This is a genomic window from Ensifer sp. VA4 (assembly GCF_055710065.1).
In genome coordinates, this window is record NZ_JBVQPO010000007.1 from 140,057 (window position 1) to 156,587 (window position 16,531).

Annotated in this window: 15 protein-coding genes; all 15 read left to right on the forward strand. The window is 62.7% G+C overall.

Annotation, left to right across the window (positions count from 1 at the left end; all coding sequences use genetic code 11):
* Nucleotides 1-43 precede the first annotated feature (43 nt).
* Complete coding sequence (locus tag AC0C6X_RS14005) at nucleotides 44-1,321, forward strand: amino acid ABC transporter substrate-binding protein (protein WP_173519099.1); 1,278 nt, start codon at nucleotides 44-46, stop codon at nucleotides 1,319-1,321.
* A gap of 26 nt (nucleotides 1,322-1,347) precedes the next feature.
* A complete protein-coding gene (locus AC0C6X_RS14010) occupies nucleotides 1,348-2,145 on the forward strand; it encodes an ABC transporter ATP-binding protein (RefSeq protein ID WP_247958818.1) in 798 nt (265 codons plus the stop codon).
* Nucleotides 2,145-2,873 (forward strand): ABC transporter ATP-binding protein, encoded by a 729-nt coding sequence (locus tag AC0C6X_RS14015; RefSeq protein ID WP_173519098.1) that lies wholly within the window; start codon nucleotides 2,145-2,147, stop codon nucleotides 2,871-2,873. The genes AC0C6X_RS14010 and AC0C6X_RS14015 overlap by 1 nt, the downstream gene beginning before the upstream one ends.
* Nucleotides 2,874-2,883: 10 nt before the next feature.
* Nucleotides 2,884-3,762, forward strand: a complete 879-nt coding sequence (locus AC0C6X_RS14020) for a branched-chain amino acid ABC transporter permease (RefSeq protein ID WP_173519097.1) — start codon at nucleotides 2,884-2,886, stop codon at nucleotides 3,760-3,762.
* Nucleotides 3,762-4,805 carry a branched-chain amino acid ABC transporter permease gene (locus AC0C6X_RS14025; protein WP_173519096.1) on the forward strand — a complete coding sequence of 348 codons (1,044 nt, stop codon included), beginning with the start codon at nucleotides 3,762-3,764 and terminating at the stop codon, nucleotides 4,803-4,805. Before AC0C6X_RS14020 ends, AC0C6X_RS14025 begins: the two co-directional genes overlap by 1 nt.
* 64 nt (nucleotides 4,806-4,869) lie before the next feature.
* Complete coding sequence (locus AC0C6X_RS14030; RefSeq protein WP_472953628.1) at nucleotides 4,870-6,573, forward strand: dioxygenase family protein; 1,704 nt, start codon at nucleotides 4,870-4,872, stop codon at nucleotides 6,571-6,573.
* Nucleotides 6,570-7,334, forward strand: a complete 765-nt coding sequence (locus AC0C6X_RS14035; RefSeq protein ID WP_246304510.1) for an SDR family NAD(P)-dependent oxidoreductase — start codon at nucleotides 6,570-6,572, stop codon at nucleotides 7,332-7,334. The genes AC0C6X_RS14030 and AC0C6X_RS14035 overlap by 4 nt, the downstream gene beginning before the upstream one ends.
* Nucleotides 7,334-8,212, forward strand: a complete 879-nt coding sequence (locus AC0C6X_RS14040) for a beta-keto acid cleavage family enzyme (RefSeq protein ID WP_472953630.1) — start codon at nucleotides 7,334-7,336, stop codon at nucleotides 8,210-8,212. Before AC0C6X_RS14035 ends, AC0C6X_RS14040 begins: the two co-directional genes overlap by 1 nt.
* A gap of 29 nt (nucleotides 8,213-8,241) precedes the next feature.
* Nucleotides 8,242-9,246 (forward strand): quinone oxidoreductase family protein, encoded by a 1,005-nt coding sequence (locus AC0C6X_RS14045; protein WP_472953632.1) that lies wholly within the window; start codon nucleotides 8,242-8,244, stop codon nucleotides 9,244-9,246.
* A 10-nt stretch (nucleotides 9,247-9,256) separates the two neighbouring features.
* The gene (locus AC0C6X_RS14050; RefSeq protein ID WP_173519091.1) at nucleotides 9,257-9,589 is read left to right on the forward strand and encodes a cupin domain-containing protein; all 333 of its coding nucleotides are present in this window, start codon (nucleotides 9,257-9,259) and stop codon (nucleotides 9,587-9,589) included.
* A 124-nt stretch (nucleotides 9,590-9,713) separates the two neighbouring features.
* Nucleotides 9,714-9,848: a BCCT family transporter gene (locus tag AC0C6X_RS14055; RefSeq protein ID WP_376741684.1), complete on the forward strand. Its 135-nt coding sequence runs from the start codon at nucleotides 9,714-9,716 to the stop codon at nucleotides 9,846-9,848.
* Between the two features lie 129 nt (nucleotides 9,849-9,977).
* Entirely contained in the window at nucleotides 9,978-12,950 is a 2,973-nt protein-coding gene (locus tag AC0C6X_RS14060; protein WP_472953634.1) for an NAD(P)-dependent oxidoreductase, read from the forward strand.
* Nucleotides 12,951-13,184: 234 nt separating this feature from the next.
* Nucleotides 13,185-13,376 (forward strand): DUF4147 domain-containing protein, encoded by a 192-nt coding sequence (locus tag AC0C6X_RS14065; RefSeq protein WP_247958883.1) that lies wholly within the window; start codon nucleotides 13,185-13,187, stop codon nucleotides 13,374-13,376.
* Between the two features lie 320 nt (nucleotides 13,377-13,696).
* A complete protein-coding gene (aspA, locus tag AC0C6X_RS14070) occupies nucleotides 13,697-15,115 on the forward strand; it encodes an aspartate ammonia-lyase (protein WP_173519087.1) in 1,419 nt (472 codons plus the stop codon).
* Between the two features lie 65 nt (nucleotides 15,116-15,180).
* A complete protein-coding gene (locus AC0C6X_RS14075) occupies nucleotides 15,181-16,461 on the forward strand; it encodes a dicarboxylate/amino acid:cation symporter (RefSeq protein ID WP_173519086.1) in 1,281 nt (426 codons plus the stop codon).
* The last annotated feature ends 70 nt before the right edge of the window (nucleotides 16,462-16,531 follow it).

Consider the following 16,531-nt stretch of genomic DNA (forward strand, 5'->3'; position numbering starts at 1 on the left):
GCAATGAAGACAACCGGTAGCCGATTTGATGGGAGGAGCATCGATGACTCTGGCAAGAATTCTGGCAGCAACGACCGCAATGGTGTTTGCAGCAACCGCCGCGCACGCGGAGAGCATCCGTATCGGCGCGTCGCTGCCGATCACAGGCGGCCTGTCCGTCAGCGGCGAAAAGCACAAGCGGGGCTACGAGCTCTGCACCAAGCTGATCAATGAAGCGGGCGGCATTCTTGGCCGGCAGGTCGACCTGATCGTCAGCGACAATCGTTCCGATCCGGCGACCGCCATCAACCAATACGAACGCTTCATCAATGTCGACAAGGTCGACGCCGTCTACGGGACGTTCTCGAGCCGCCTGACGTTCCCCGTCGCCGCGATCCTGTCGAAGTACAACATGGTGCACGCGGTTCCCTCCGGCGGCGCATTGCGCATCTACGAGCAGGGCTACCGCAACCTCTTCTATTTCCAGGTGAGTGCGGCCGAATATACCGGAAAGGACGTGACCGCTGTCATCCACGACCTGATCCCGGCAGGCGAGGGGCCCAAGAGCGCTGCGATCGTGTCTGCGGACGACTTCTTTGCCAATGCGATTGCCGCCGGCCTGCTCGGCGAAAAGGTCAAGGATCCGGCGACCGACAAAGAGATCGCCGATCTCGCTCCGGGCTACCTCGCCAATGCCGGCATCAAGGTCGTGATGCAGGAGAAGTGGCCGGAGGAAGGCTTCAACGACTGGCTGAACCTCGCCAACTCGATCAAGCGCTCCGGCGCCGAAATGGTCGTCGGCCTCACTGCCTCGGCGGAAGAAGCCGTGCAGTTGACCCGCGCGCTGAAGACCGTTGGGGCCACGCCGAAACTCGTTTACCTGAGCCAGGGCGCGCAAAACGAATTCATCGAAGGCGTCGGCAAGGACGCGGCCGACGGCGTCATGATCCACACCACCTGGCACAAGGACGTGCCCTTCGAGAGCACGCTCGCCGGCAAGCCGTTCAGCAATGGCGATTTCGTCAAGGCTTTCACCGCTGCCTACGGCGTCGAGCCGGACGAGGACAGCGCCATCCCGTTCGCTGTCTGCCAGGGTATCGAGCAGGCAATCACTGGCGCCGGTTCCACCGACAATGCCAAGATGGCGGAATGGCTGCACGCGCGCACGAAGGATGCACCCGTGCAAACGGTGCTCGGCCGCTTCAATTGGGATGAGCGCGGCCTCGCCCAGAACAAATCCCACATCATGACCCAGTGGCAGGGTGGCAACCTCAAGTTCGTCTATCCGAAGGGCGAGTTCGAAGGCGTCGTGCCCTTCAGCTACCCCAAGGCCGGCTTCTGACCGGTGAAGCCGACGCGAGGCGGTAAATGTCCGGCTCGCGACATTCCTGTGGACTGAAGGAACGGGAGGTCGAGCGCATGCTCGAAGTCAGGAATCTCTGCAAGCACTATGGCGGCATCAGAGCCGTCGACGGTGCGAGCTTCACCGTCGAGAAGGGATCGATCACCGCATTGATCGGCCCGAATGGCGCCGGCAAAACCACGGCGTTCAACTGCATCAGTCGCACCGTCACGCCGACATCGGGCGAGATCCGGCTCGACGGCGATCGCATCGATCATCTGAGACCACATAAGGTGACGGCGCGCGGCTTGAGCCGAACCTTCCAGATCTCGCGCAATCTCGCCGACATGACGGTTATCGAGAACGTCATCGTGCAATCGCGGGTCGATGGCTGGTCCGGCCTGTTCCGTCCCGCCATGAGCGCGGAGGAAAAGGACAAGGCGATGTCGATCCTGGAGTTCCTGGGCATCACCCGCATCGCCTACGAGGACGGCCACAATCTCTCCTACGGGCAGAAGAAGCTGATGGATCTTGCGGCTCTGCTGATGTCCGATCCCAAGATCATCCTGCTCGACGAACCGGCAGGCGGCGTCAACCCGTCACTTCTCGAAGAGATCATCGGTCACATCCGCGCCTTGAACGAGAAGGGCCTGACAGTGCTTATCGTCGAGCACAACATGGACCTGATCATGCGTCTTTCGCACAAGGTCGTGGTGATGGCGCAGGGGCGCGTCATCTGTTCGGGGACGCCGGATGTCGTTCGCCAGGATCCGCAGGTGCTCGAAGCCTATCTTGGTGGCATCCTGGAAGCGGAGGCGGCGTGATGAGCGAGCTTCTTCAGGTCACCAACATCACCGCCGGCTACGGCGATGGTCCGGCGATCCTCGACGGCGCCCATCTCACCGTCGAACCCGGCAAGGTCCATTGCATCATCGGCCCGAACGGCGCCGGCAAATCGACCCTGATGAAAGCAATCTGCGGCATGCTGACGATCCGCAAGGGCGACGTGATCTTCAAGGGCAAGCGCCTGAACGGCATGCGCCCGGACCAGATCCTGCGCGAGGGCATCTGCTTCGTGCCGCAGGAGCGGGCGCTGTTCCCGAAAATGACCGTGCGCGAAAACCTGCGTATGGGCGGCTTCATCCTCAACGACCAGAAGGAACTGGAGCGGCGGATCGACGGCATTCTGGAGCGGTTCCCGATCCTGCGCGAGCGCGCCGACCAGCACGCCGGTACCATGTCCGGCGGCCAGCAGCAGACGCTGGCGATGGCCCGCACGCTGATCATCAAGCCCGCCATCGTCATGCTCGACGAGCCATCGCTCGGACTCGCTCCGAAGGTCATTCAGGAGATGTTCGACATCATGAAGATGATGTCGGCGGAGGGCGTCACGGTGCTACTCGTCGAGCAGAACGCCTTGATGGGGCTCAAGAATTCCGATTGGGGCGTGGTGCTCGACCTCGGCCGCACGCTTTTCGAGGGCCCAGCCGAGATGATCCTGTCCGACCCGCGCATCCAGGAACTCTATCTCGGCGGCAAGAAAGCCGCCTGAAGGAGCTATGATGGCTGAAATACTTCAAATTCTGATCTTGGGCCTAGCTCTCGGTGGCGTCATCGCGCTGATGGGCTCCGGTCTGTCGCTGGTGTTCGGGGTGATGCGCATCGTCAACCTCGCGCACCCGTCGCTCATCATCGCCGGTGCCTACATCACCTATTGGGCGTTCAAGCTTCTTGGCGTCGATCCGATTGTCATGCTGCCCGTCGCCTCCGTCATCATGGCGGCTATCGGCGTGTTGCTCTACCGCCTGATGCTCGAGAGGCAGACGAAAAGCGCCAAATATTCCGAGATGACCGTGCTCCTGACTTTTGCGCTCGCCATGGTCGTCGAAGGCGCGCTCGGCGGGCTCTTCACCAACACGCAGCGCATCGTCTCGCCTGACTATGCGACCGATGCCTTCTTCATCGGTGACCTTTTCATCCCGAAGGGCCAGCTTTACGCCGGTATCGTCTCCCTGACGATCATCGTCGGACTGACGCTGTTCCTCAAATACTCCCGTCTTGGCTATGCTATCCGCGCAACGACGCAAAACCGGGAGGCGGCAGAGCTTCTCGGTGTCAATGTCAACTTCATCAGCGTGCTCGCCTTTGCGATCGGCATCGGGCTTGCGGGCGCGGCCGGTTCGCTGGTCAGCTTCGTCTTCAGCTTCTTCCCGGCGAAACACGGCGAGTGGATTGCGATGCTGATGTCCGTCGTCGTGCTCGGCGGCATGGGCAGCATTCTCGGCACGGTCGTGGCCGCGTTGTTCCTGTCGGTCATTGCCGCCTTCGTCGGCGCCTGGATTGGCGCGACGTGGTCGACGTTGACCTTCTTCGTCGCTCTTTTCCTCATCCTGCTCGTCCGGCCCCAGGGGCTGTTCGGCGAAAAACCGGAGATGGCATGATGACCGTCACGCTTCAGCAATCCACTACCAGCGGCGTCCTCGAAGCGCGCCGCCTGCACAACGAGAAGCTCGCCCGCAAGGCCGACCAGACGCGGGCAGCCTGGTTCCCGCTCGCCTTGATGGCGGTTCTTGTCGCCTTGCCGCTGCTGCAGCTTACCGGCAACTACAACTACGTGCTGCACATGGTGCTCTTCACCGCGAGCTATGTGGCGATGGCCTCGGGCTGGAACATCCTCGGCGGCTTCGCCGGTTACATCTCGCTCGGCCACGCCGTGTTCTTCGCGATCGGCGGATATTTCTCCGGCATGATCCTGGCCCGTTTCGGCGTCTCGACGATCGTCACCGCGCCGCTTGCCGGCCTCGTCGCCGCCGTAATCGGCTATCTGATAGGCATGGTCACGCTCAAGGTTCGCGGTCCGAGCTTCATCATCTCGTCAATCGCGCTCCTGATGATCGCCCGCATCCTGTTTGATAACTGGGAATTCGTCGGCGGTGCCAATGGCGTCACGCTGCCGGTCACCAGTCTACCGGTGCTCTGGGCGAAGATCCCCTACTACTACGCCATGCTGGCGATCGCCGCCTTCAGCGTCTGGGCGAGCTATCGCATCAAGCACTCCAAGTTCGGCCTTGGCCTCAGGGCGATTTCCAAGGACGAGATCAAGGCGGAAAGCGCCGGCATCGACACGCGCTTCTACAAGGTCATGGCCTTCGCGCTCTCGGCCTTCTTCGTCGGCATGGCTGGCGCCGTCTGGGGCGAGTACATCACCTATCTCCGCCCCAATATCTTCCTGATCATGCCGATCGCGGTGAACCTCGTGCTGATGGCGATCCTCGGCGGCAAGGGAACCGTTGCCGGCCCTGTCATCGGCGCCGTGCTGATCGTTGCGCTCAACGAGCTCTTCGTTGCCATGATGGGCGCTTCGGAACTCAACATCCTTGGCACCGGCCTGGTGATGGCGCTCGGGCTGATCTTCTTTCCGCTCGGCCTGGTGGGAACGCTCGCGCGACGCGGCAAGCTGCCGCGTGTGCTCAACTGGGACTGAGCTCCAGCCCCGACACATCGAACCGCAACATGACTGACCTGCAGAACCGCAGGAGGAGGAAGGCATGTCCGAGTACGAACTTTATAACGCACCGCAATCGACCTGCAGCCAGCGCGTTCGCTACACGCTGCACACGAAGGGGCTTCCTTTCGTCGAGCACAAGCTCGACCTCTTCCGGGGCGACCAGTTGAAGCCCGAGTACCTGGCGGTCAACCCCAACGGGTTGGTGCCGGCGCTCGTTCATAACGGGACCTCGGTGCTCGATTCCTCCGTCATCATGGAATATCTCGAGGACATCCATCCCGAGGTGGCGCCGCTTCGCCCGTCCGACCCGCTCAAGGTCGCCGAAATGCGGGCCAAGATGCGCTACATCGACGAGGTGCCGACACCGGCCGTGCGCGTACCTTCCTACAATCTCGCCTTCCTGCCACACTATCAGGCGATGACCGCGGAGGAGTTTCTGGCCGTCTGCGAAAGCAAGCCTCTGCGCCGCGAGTTCCTCCTGAAGATGGGCCGCACCGGCTTCCCCAGGGCCGAGATGGACGAAGCGCTCGGCCGCCTGCAGCGCGGTGTCGACCGCTTCGCGCGCTGGCTCGACGAGAGCGGCGGCCCCTTTGTCCTCGGCCGCATTCTGTCGCTCGCCGACATCGCCATCATGCCGGTCATCGTGCGCATGGACGACATCAATCTTGGTCACTTGTGGGCATCGTCACCGGCCGTCGGCCGCTGGCTGGACCTCATCCGACTACCACGGGTCGCTGCTGACCGAGAAATACCCGCACCTGCAATCCCTGAAGACGACGGCCGCCTGAGGCCGGCTGCGACAGCCAGGAGACATGTCATGCAACACGTAAAAGTCGAACCGAAACTGATATCGACCCTCGAGGATGTGACGCCGACGGTCGTCACGGCGATGGCGGCCACACCGGACGCGCGCCTGCGCACGCTGATGGAGTCCGCGACGCGTCACCTCCATGCCTTCATCATCGAGACGCTTCCGACCGAGGCGGAATTCGAAAAGGCGCTGCAATGGATCGCCGCCCTCGGCCATCACACCAATGAGACCAACAATGAGGTCGTGCTCGCCGCCGACGTTCTCGGCGCGTCGACCTTGATCGACCTCATCAACAATGACGGCATGCAGGGCGAAACTATGTCCGCGCTGCTCGGCCCGTTCTACCGCGGCAAGGCTCCCGCCTGCGCCTGTGGCGATTGCATTGCTCGCTCGGAAACACCTGGGCCGAAGCTCTTCTTCCAGGGCAAGGTGACCGGGGTCGACGGCACGCCGATTGCCGGCGCCAAGCTCGATGTCTGGCAGGCCTCTCCTGTTGGCCTTTACGAGAACCAGGATCCGGACCAGGAGGACTTCAACCTGCGCGGCGTCTTTCATACGGACGCGGAAGGCTCGTTCCACTTCGTCTCGGTAAAACCCGCCGGCTACCCGGTCCCGACTGACGGACCGGTGGGGGAATTGCTGCATGCCCAGCGGCGGCGTCCGATGCGTCCGGCCCACATCCACTTCATCGTCTCGGCGCCCGGATACAAGACCCTGATCACGCAGATCTTTTCCGATACGTCGGAGGCGCTTGCAGATGATGTTGTGTTCGGCGCCAAGCAGCAGATCGTCGGCGATTTCGTCGAGCATCGCGAGCCGCATCCCGATCACCCGGATACGCCGTCGCCCTTCTACACCTGCGAATATCAGTTCCGCCTGACGGAGGGCGAGTCGACCTTTCCCGTGCCGCCGATCTCGGGGACCAAGTCATGATGGCAACGTATGAACATCGACTGCCGCTCGCCGGCAAGGTGGCCGTCGTCACCGGCGGCTCCGGCGGCATCGGGCGCGAGGCCTGCCGGCTTCTCGCCGAAGCGGGCGCCCGAGTGGCGATCGGATACCGGTCGTCCACCGAACAAGCCCGGACGCTGAAGGAGAGCCTGGCGGGGGATGGCCACATGGCGGAGGCTGTCTCGATCGAAGACAGCAGCAGCATCGGGGCCTTCCGGGACCGCGTCCTCGGCGAAATGGGCGGCGCCGACATTCTCGTCAACAGCGCCGGAATCACCAAGCCCATCCCGCACGGCGACCTTGATGCGCTAACGGACGACCTCATCGATGAGATCTTCGTCAACAACTGGCGCGGTGTCTTCGCGACCATCCGCGCCTTCGCGCCCGCACTGACGGAGCGTGGCGACGGGCTCATCGTCAATGTCTCCTCGATCGCCGCCTTCACGGGCGTCGGCTCCAATGTCGCCTATTGCGGCGCCAAGGCGGGGCTCGACATCATGACGAAATCGCTCGCTCGCGCACTGGCACCAGCCATCCGTGTACTCTCGGTGTCGCCGGGCGCGGTTGACACTCAGTTCGTCCCCGGCCGCGGCAAGGAGTTCAACGACAAAGTTGCTGCGACGACGCCGCTGAAGCGCATCACCTCGCCGCTCGATGTGGCCGAGGCGATCGTCGCCTGCGCGACACATCTCAAATTCTCGACCGGCGACCGGATCGTCGTCGATGGTGGGAGGCATCTGTGATGCAGCAAAATGTCATCATCACCTGTGCGGTTACAGGCAATCTCACCACGCGGGAAAACCACCCCGGTCTACCCGTCACGCCCGAGGAGATCGCCAATTCCTGCCTGGAAGCGGCAGAAGCGGGCGCCGCCATCGCCCACATCCACGTCCGCGATCCGGAGACCGGCAAGCCGTCGATGGAGCTCAAATATTATCGGGAGGTGGTCGAGCGGATTCGGGCCAGGAACAACGCCCTGATCCTCAATATCACCACCGGTCCGGGCGGCCGGTACCATCCGAGCGAGGACAATCCAGCCGTCGCCGGGCCGCGCACCACGTTGATGCGGCCGGAACGGCGCGTCGAGCACATCGCGGCGCTCAAGCCCGACATTGCGACGCTCGACCTGAACACGATGACCTTCGGCTCGGAGGTGGTGATCAACACGCCAGAGAACGTGAAGGTCATGGCGGATATCATCAACGACGCGGGATCCAAGCCCGAGCTCGAAGTGTTCGACACGGGCCACATCCAGCTCGCGCACGACCTCTTGAAAGCGGGCGCCCTGAAGTCGCCCGCGATGTTTACGATCGTCACCGGCGTCAAATACGGCTTTCCGTCGACGACCGATATCATGGCGACCGCCGCTCGCATGCTGCCTGGCGATGCCGTCTGGACCGGGTTCGGCGTCGGCCGAATGTCTTTCCCGATGGCGGTGCAGTCCTATCTGCTCGGCGGCCATGTGCGGGTGGGCCTCGAAGACAATTCCTACATCGCCAAGGGCGTGCTCGCCAAAGGCAACGGCGAACTCGTCGAGCGTGCTCGTGACCTGATCGAGAAGCTCGGCGGCAAGATCGCCGAGCCCTCACAGGCGCGCGAAATGCTCGGCCTTCCGGCATGATTTTGACAACCAGTTCAGGGAGATGAGACATGAATATCCAGGTCGACGCAAAAATCGCCAAAGCGTTGAGGGTCAACGAGAAATCGCCCGATCTCGACAATCTCAAGATTGATCTGGCCGATGTGACCATTCCGCGGCCGGGCCCTGGCCAGGTGCTGGTCGAGATCGTTGCGGCCGGTGTCAACCCCAGCGACGTCAAGGCGTCTCTCGGACACATGCCGCATGCCATCTGGCCACGCACGCCGGGACGCGACTTCGGCGGCGTCGTGCGCGAGGGACCGGCTTCGATGATCGGTATGGAAATCTGGGGGGGCGGCGGTGAGCTCGGCATCACCCAGGATGGCAGCCACGCCAAATGGATGGTTCTCGATCAGAAGGCCGTGCGCGCCAAACCTTCGAACTTCACGATGGAAGAGGCGGGGTCGATTGGCGTTCCTTTCATCACCGCCTATGAGGGTTTGCGTGAGGCCGGCGGCGTGCAGCCGACAGACGTCGTGCTCGTCTGTGGCGGCAACGGCAAGGTTGGCCAGGCGGCGATCCAGCTTGCCACGCTTGCCGGCGCACGGGTCTTCGCGCTCGAATATAACGAGCAGCCGCTGCTTGCCCACACGAACGCTCCGGTGGATATGCTGAACAGCGCCAAAGACGACGTTGCCGCGATCGTCAAGGAAAAGACCGGCGGTCATGGCGCCGACATCGTCTTCAATACGGTCGGCAGCCCTTATTTCGAAATCGGCAACAATGCCATGGCGAAGCAGGCGCGGCAGATCTTCATCTCCACCTTCGATCGCGCCGTGCCCTTCGATATCTTCAATTTCTTCCGCGGCCGCCACAAATATATCGGCATCGATACGCTGGCTCTCTCCTCCGTCGAGGGCGCACGCATCTTCGACAAGCTCAAGCCGATGTTCGAAGCAGGCAAACTGAAGCCGTTCCCAATCAACCCGGCGACTGTCTATGGCCTTGCGGATGCGGCCAAGGCCTATGCCTCGGTGCTGCGCGGCACGGCCGACCGCGTGCTGCTGAAGCCGTAAGGAGAGCCGGATGCAGGTCACGCGCTACGCCGCGGCCAAGGCTTACGAGGCAGCAGAGCATTACGACATGCGCTGCCTCCGGCTTCAAGGCAAGGAGGCGACGGAAACCGACACGATCTGGATCGGTCTGTCACATCTCCTTCCCGCTGGCCGGACGTCTCTCAAGGCGGCCGAGGTGGAGAAGATTTACATCGTCGTTGCGGGCGAGGTGACAATCGAAACGCCAACCGGGAGCGTGACGCTCGGCTTGCTCGACAGTTGCAGGCTGGCACCGGGTGAGGCGCGGGCGCTGGTCAACCGGACGAACGCGCCGGCATCGATCCTGCTCGCAATGCCGACTTGAGCTTCATGTCGATGGGCATGAAGCCCAGCAGCTAACAGAGATGAATAAGGCGAGGAATCGTCGTGCGGGACTGAGATCGCTCGCATCTCCCATAAATGGACACGGCGCGCTAGGCAGGGGCGAGGTGGGGCTTCTGGCGCCCTTCGTCGGCGTGCTCATTGCCTGCATCTCGCGTGTCCGCACGATCCGCGATCTTGTGATCGGTATGCTCCTCATTCCGCGCGGCGTGACCTGGGCGTGGATGCCGGCGCGATCGTGATGGGCATGCTTTACAGCGCGCCCATGGCGCATTTCGCCTGCTGTTCGCCGCAGATGAAGTCTTCTTTCCGATGGGTTCGATCCACTATGCCGATCATCCTTCGCCTCGAGAACAGATAGGCAGATCACGATGAATATCGCGCAGATGCAGGAACAGCGACTGAAGGCAATCGAACTGACCAAATCGGGCGCGCCGAGGCCGCCGTCCAACCCATTCTTCGGTGTCGGCCCGATCACCGATGCAACCACCGACGAAGTGGACAGCCGCCTGCGGCGGATCGCGTTCGACGCCTGGATCGAGAAGACCTATCGCAAGTTCGACGACAGGGGCAACGACATTGGCGGCTTCACAACCGCCGAGATTTCCCGCAGCATGCACCGAGGCTATCCGGCCGATAAGATTTTGACCGACATGATGCGGGCGATCCATCGCTATTTCGGCTTTCCGAAGACGAACCGCATGGCAGTCGGGCTCGGCGGTGGCCACAGTGGTTTCACCGTTTGCGTCCAGCATCTGATGAATGCCAACGACACCTCCCAACGCATCTATGTCGATACGCCGCGGCCGGAGAGCGATCCGTCCAAGGCCGCGGGCTTCTTCCGCCAGTCCTGGGCAACACAGCTGATCGAAATGCAGCGCTTCGCCGAAAAGGGTTGCGAGAGCCGTATCCATTTCGCCGCCTCCGAAGGCGTCATTCCGACTGCGGCAGAGCTCTCCTCCCTTGGCGTTTCGATCTTCGTCGGTGTTGGCCACGAGACGACCGGTGCCAATGCCTATACCAGCGGCGAGATCCGCGAGTTGTTGAACTGGATCGATGGCGATCCGACAAACCGCCATGCGGTGTTCGACGCAACCTCGATGCTGGGTGCCATGCCGTGGGAGCCCGAACTGGTCGCTGCCGTTATGGTGAAGTGCTGCCTGTTCATGCCTTTCCAGAAGGCGATCGGCGGCATTTCGGGCTATTTTGTCGCCTCCTTCACGCCGCACGCCCTGGCACTGATCGAGAAGAACCAGCAATCTCCCGCCTGGGCGATCCCCCGGCAACTGAAGATTGCGCCGCCCGTCGATCCCAGGCAGCCCTTTTCGGCCAAGCGCTCCGTCGACGCAGGGCCGTTCTACGACCCGGCCGAAGATCGCATGCTCGGCGGCGTCATCAACACCTACAGCGCGCTCGCCTTTGCCGAGACCACCTTCGGCCTGTTGCAGTCGGAGGCTCGGGTTGGCTCTGTCGTCGATCTCAACCGTCGATCCGCCGCCAATCGCAAGGTGGTCGAGGAGTGGGTCAAGGCGCATCCGCTTTTGTCGCTGACGGTCACCGATGCCGAGCGGCGCGGCGCGGCCGTGACACTGCTGAAGGTGGAGGACGGTGGCATCAGCGATCCTGCCATCCACGCCCGCATCATCGCCCGTTCGAAACAATTGCTCGGCTATGAGGGCATTACCCACCCGAACGGCGATTACGAGCCCGGCCTCGACGCGGCCCGCTACGTCAATGCCTTCCCGGGCACGCCCGGCGACTACCGCGCCTGGGTCGGCGGCATCCGCGAGCCGGAAGATGTCGTCGCGCTTCTGGAGAACCTGCAATACGCCTATCTGCGTGCCAAGATCGTCGTTCTTGAAGAGGAACTGGCGAAGAATGGCGTCACCTTCGAGGCTCCGGCCAAGGCCGATGGGCCCGTCCGCAAGGACGATCTGACGCGTGCCTATACCGTGCTGATCGCCGATATGATCGGCCTGCGCTTCGGCGCCGACGGCCAGCCGGATCACAGCGAGGTGAAGGCCTATATCGAGGAAAAGGGCGGTGTCTTCCATCTCGGGCCGATCGGCGACCGGTCGGCGCTCGAGAAGGGCCGCATCCATTTCTTCTACCAGCCGAATCTCAGCACCGAGGCTGAGATCCTGCCGCAGACCGATAAGGGCCAGTACGACGCGCTGATTGCCGCGGCGACCTTCATTCCGAAGGCCTCCGTCTTCCCGCTCGGCGGCGTGCGCATTGGCGCGGGCACCGGCAACATGGGCTCGGCCTCCTGGGGCGGCGGCAATGGCGAGGGCGGCGAGGCGCCGCTCATGAACACGCCGGGGATCAACAGCCGGGCGACCGCCCAGATGGCGATGAAGGCGGTCGTGAAGGTCGTTCCCGATTTGCCGGTCCACAGGCTGCACCGGATGGTCGCCGAGGGCGACTTCGACACCGGCCGTCAGCTCAAGGATTTTCCCACCGCCAAGCTCGAAGGCCGGAAGATCGCCATTCTCGGCTATGGCAATATCGGTCGTGAAGTCGCCAAGCTCGCCAAGGCCTTCGGCATGAAGGTGGCGATCTACGCCCGCGAGCATCACAAGCGCTGGATCGAGGCGGAGGGCTTCGACTATGCCGCAAGTCCGGTCGCGGCGGCGGCTGGTGCCGACGTCCTCTCCGTTCATATTGGTCTCGGTCGCCTCGACGCGGCAAGCGGCGTCTATTCCAACGCCGGGACGGTTGATGCGAAGGTGCTCGGCGCGATGAATGACGGGTCCGTGCTGGTCAATTACGACCGCGGCGAGGTCGTCGATGCGGTCGCGCTCGACGAGGCGCTGTCATCCGGCAAGATCGCGCATGCCGCGATCGACGCCGACCTCTTCAAGGATGCCGCGACCGGCAAGCTCAGCGGACCGATGCTGCCTTACCTGCCGCTCGAGGAGCGCCATAAGGGCAAGCTCGAACTGCTGCCGCATGCTGCTGCGGACACCGATCATCCCACGCGCGTGACCGGTGCGAAGCAGGCAGTCGACCAGATCTTCGATGCCATTCAATTCAAGTCGGTCACCAATCTCAAGGGTGACCTGCCGATTGGCTATGTGTCGGCAGGCAGTTGCACTCCCGCCGGCATCGGCCGGGTCTCGAAGAGAGCGGTCACCGAACTCGGCGGCAAGGCGGACCTCCTTGGGGACCTGCGGCGGACGTCCGAAAGGGTCGCTGCGATCCTCGGCGCACTCTCTGCCGTTTCCGATCCGGACCATCGCGACCGGATCGTCGATCGCTACACCGGCTTGCTCGTTGAAAGTGTCGATCGGCAGCGGACACTGCTCGAAAAGCTCGGCCTCTACGGGCCAGCGGAGGAGTGATACTGGTTGTCGGCCGACGAGCGTCGTCCGTTCTCGACCTCGCTCTTTAATGGTGGTCGCTGCTGCCGATCCGGCAAAAGGATCGTCGTCAATCTATCGCCGCGCCCGAAGGGCCGCACCGTTGTGGTCGGTGCGGGCAAGGGTTCGGCGACGCCTGCGACAGGATCCAAATTATCGAAGGATTGCATCCGTACCTGACGAGGCGGGTTCCTCGCCTTCGAGGCGGCTTTGAAGGTGGTCTCGAGTCTGTCTGCGAAGGATCTCGTAATCGCGCTCAATTCCGGCGGCGGCTCGGCGCTGCTGCCGATGCCCGCGGGCATGGCGCTCGCGGACGCGATAGCTCAGACTTACCGGCTCGCGTTGCTCATCACGCGCGCATTCGTTCGTTCGCGGGCGCAATTGCGACAGTGGCGTGGAGGCAGCTAAATCCAAAAATCCCTGCCAATGCCGGATCATGTCCAAGCGAATTGGCTAAGCAAAAGCCCGGCATCAGGACGAGTCTCGTTTGGGCAACGACGACAGGAAGTAGGCTTGCTGTCGGAACGGGGTCACATCATTCGGGTTTCCGAACGCGCTGGCCATGCTTCATCCGGAAATCCGAACATGGTCGAACGGGACGGCAAATAGGATGGTTTGATTTCAATGGTTTAGCGGCGCTGCTCGCGTCCGCTCGAATTGGCACGCGTGTTGCTCTCCCAAGGCAACCCCCGCTCGGCAGCGGGTGGATGGAGAGGAGAAAACATTCAATGACTGTTGCCTTGAGCCGCGTAGAGCATGACCTGCTCGGGGACCGCGAGGTCCCCATGGACGCCTACTACGGCGTTCACACCCTGCGTGCCGTCGAAAACTTCGCGGTGACCGGAATTCCGATCTCCCACTATCCGGACCTGATCCGCGCGCTCGCGCAGATCAAGATGGCGGCCGCACGGGCCAATCTGGAACTGGGGCAGCTCGATGCTCAACGGGCGGAGGCGATCGTTGCGGCCTGCCGGGAAATCGAAGGCGGCGCGCTCAACGACCAATTCGTCGTGGATGTGATCCAAGGCGGCGCCGGCACCTCCACCAACATGAACGCCAATGAGGTGATCGCCAATCGGGCGCTCGAGGTCCTGGGGCGCGTACGCGGTGATTACCGGCATCTACATCCAAACGAACACGTCAACCTTGGCCAGTCCACCAACGACGTCTATCCGACGGCGCTGAAGCTTGCGACCTATAGCGGCATCTTCCGTTTGATTGATGCCATGGCGCATCTCCGGGCGGCTTTCGAGCGCAAGGCGGACGAATTCCACGACATTCTCAAGATGGGCCGTACCCAGTTGCAGGACGCAGTGCCGATGACGCTGGGGCAGGAGTTCTCCACCTATGCGGTGATGCTGGCCGAAGACGAGCAGCGGTTGCGCGAGGCTGCGCTGCTGATCCGCGAGATCAACCTCGGCGCCACCGCCATCGGCACGGGCATCACCGCCCATCCCGACTACGCATCCCTGGTTTGCCGGTTGCTTGCCGAGATCAGCGGCGTGCCAGTGATCACCGCGCCCAATCTCATCGAAGCCACACAGGATTGCGGTAGCTTCGTCCAGCTTTCGGGTGTCTTGAAGCGCGTCGCGGTGAAGCTTTCCAAGGTGTGCAACGATCTGCGGCTGCTTTCCAGCGGCCCGCGGGCGGGCTTCGGCGAGATCAACCTGCCGCCGCGCCAGGCCGGCTCCTCGATCATGCCCGGCAAGGTCAATCCGGTGATCCCGGAAGTCGTCAACCAGATCGCCTTCGAGGTGATCGGCAACGACCTGACGGTGACCTTCGCCGCCGAGGCGGGCCAGCTGCAGCTCAACGCTTTCGAACCGATCATCGCCCACAGCCTGTTCAAGAGCATCGGCCACCTCAGCCAGGGATGCCTGATCCTCGCCGACAAATGCGTCGACGGCGTCACCGCGAACCGCGAACGCCTGGAAGCAAGCGTGCTGGGCTCGATCGGCATCGTCACTGCACTCAACCCGATCATCGGCTATGCCAATGCGACCGAGATCGCGGCCGAGGCCCACCGGACCGGCAAAGGCGTCGCCGAACTCGTGGAGGCGCGCGGCCTGATGACGGCCGAAACGCTTGCCGAAGCCTTGCGCCCGGAGGCGCTGACCAAACCGCGCCCGATCATCGCGCGCAACTGAACCACCCCAACTGTTGACTGAAAATCCGCCCGGATGAGCCGAGCGGAGGGAGGAAGGAGATTATCATGAAGATAAACAAGCAGACGACCTGGATCGTCATCGCGATGATCCTGGGCGTCATCGTCGGCTATGGCTGCAATGTTCTGTCGGGCAGCCCGGCTGCAGCAAAGGACATCGCCGGATATTTCGCGATGGTGACGGACATTTTCCTGCGGCTGATCAAGATGATCATCGCGCCGCTGATCTTCACCACACTCGTCGCCGGCATGGCCGGTATGGGCGACGCCCGCACCGTCGGGCGCATCGGCGGCAAGGCGCTCGGCTGGTTCCTGATGGCGTCGCTCGCATCGCTGGCGATCGGCCTCGTGTTCGCCAACCTTTTCCAACCCGGCGCTAATGTCGGCGTGCCGCTGCCCGACATTTCGGCCACCGCCGACCTGAAGACGTCGTCGCTCAATCTCAAGGACTTCATCACCCACGTCTTCCCGCGCAACATCTTCGAAGCGATGGCGAACAACGAGATCCTCCAGATCCTCGTCTTCTCGGTGTTCTTCGGTCTTGCGCTCGGCAGCCTGAAGGACACGAAGGCCCGCCCCTTGATCGAGGTCATCGAAGGTGCCGTCCCGGTGATGCTGAAGGTGACGGATTATGTAATGCGCTTCGCCCCACTCGGTGTCTTTGCCGCGGTCGCCAACGTCGTCACCGTCCAGGGCCTCGGCATCCTGATGGTCTACGGCAAGTTCGTCGGCAGCTTCTACACGACGCTCGTCGTGCTCTGGGCCGTGTTGATCGGTGCCGGTTTCCTGGTGCTGGGCTCGAACGTGTTCCGCCTGGTGAAGGAAGTGCGCCAGCCGATGCTCGTCGGTTTCTCCACCGCCTCCAGCGAAGCGGCCTATCCGCGCGTCATGGAGAAGCTGGAAGACTTCGGTGTGAGGGAGCGCGTCATCGGCTTCGTCCTGCCGCTCGGCTACTCCTTCAACCTCGACGGCTCGATGATCTATACGGCCTTCGCTGCGTTGTTCATCTCCCAGGCTTATGGCCTGCCGCTCACCATGGAACAGCAGATCGTCATGCTGCTGGTCCTCATGGTTTCGAGCAAGGGCATAGCCGGCGTGCCGCGCTCCGCGCTGGTCGTCGTTGCCGCCGTGCTGCCGATGTTCAACCTGCCTGAGGCCGGCGTGCTTCTGATCATGGGCATCGACCACTTCCTTGACATGGGGCGCACCGCCACCAACGTGCTGGGCAATGCGATTGCCACGACCGTCGTCGCCAAGTGGGAAAACGCGCTCGACATTCCTGACGAAGCGGAACAGCGCACGCGCGAAAGACTGGTCGCAGCCGAATAGGCCGACGCCCAATGACTGTCTGCCCGCTTTCTCTTGATAGGCGGGCAGATCACCGCAAGCTCGCTCGGCC

Bases quoted from the DNA above. Each gene is read 5' to 3' on its own strand.
- AC0C6X_RS14005 (WP_173519099.1), top strand. From the start codon at position 44: ATGACTCTGGCAAGAATTCTGGCAGCAACGACCGCAATGGTGTTTGCA.
- AC0C6X_RS14010 (WP_247958818.1), top strand. From the start codon at position 1,348: ATGTCCGGCTCGCGACATTCCTGTGGACTGAAGGAACGGGAGGTCGAG.
- AC0C6X_RS14015 (WP_173519098.1), top strand. From the start codon at position 2,145: ATGAGCGAGCTTCTTCAGGTCACCAACATCACCGCCGGCTACGGCGAT.
- AC0C6X_RS14020 (WP_173519097.1), top strand. From the start codon at position 2,884: ATGGCTGAAATACTTCAAATTCTGATCTTGGGCCTAGCTCTCGGTGGC.
- AC0C6X_RS14025 (WP_173519096.1), top strand. From the start codon at position 3,762: ATGACCGTCACGCTTCAGCAATCCACTACCAGCGGCGTCCTCGAAGCG.
- AC0C6X_RS14030 (WP_472953628.1), top strand. From the start codon at position 4,870: ATGTCCGAGTACGAACTTTATAACGCACCGCAATCGACCTGCAGCCAG.
- AC0C6X_RS14035 (WP_246304510.1), top strand. From the start codon at position 6,570: ATGATGGCAACGTATGAACATCGACTGCCGCTCGCCGGCAAGGTGGCC.
- AC0C6X_RS14040 (WP_472953630.1), top strand. From the start codon at position 7,334: ATGCAGCAAAATGTCATCATCACCTGTGCGGTTACAGGCAATCTCACC.
- AC0C6X_RS14045 (WP_472953632.1), top strand. From the start codon at position 8,242: ATGAATATCCAGGTCGACGCAAAAATCGCCAAAGCGTTGAGGGTCAAC.
- AC0C6X_RS14050 (WP_173519091.1), top strand. From the start codon at position 9,257: ATGCAGGTCACGCGCTACGCCGCGGCCAAGGCTTACGAGGCAGCAGAG.
- AC0C6X_RS14060 (WP_472953634.1), top strand. From the start codon at position 9,978: ATGAATATCGCGCAGATGCAGGAACAGCGACTGAAGGCAATCGAACTG.
- aspA (WP_173519087.1), top strand. From the start codon at position 13,697: ATGACTGTTGCCTTGAGCCGCGTAGAGCATGACCTGCTCGGGGACCGC.
- AC0C6X_RS14075 (WP_173519086.1), top strand. From the start codon at position 15,181: ATGAAGATAAACAAGCAGACGACCTGGATCGTCATCGCGATGATCCTG.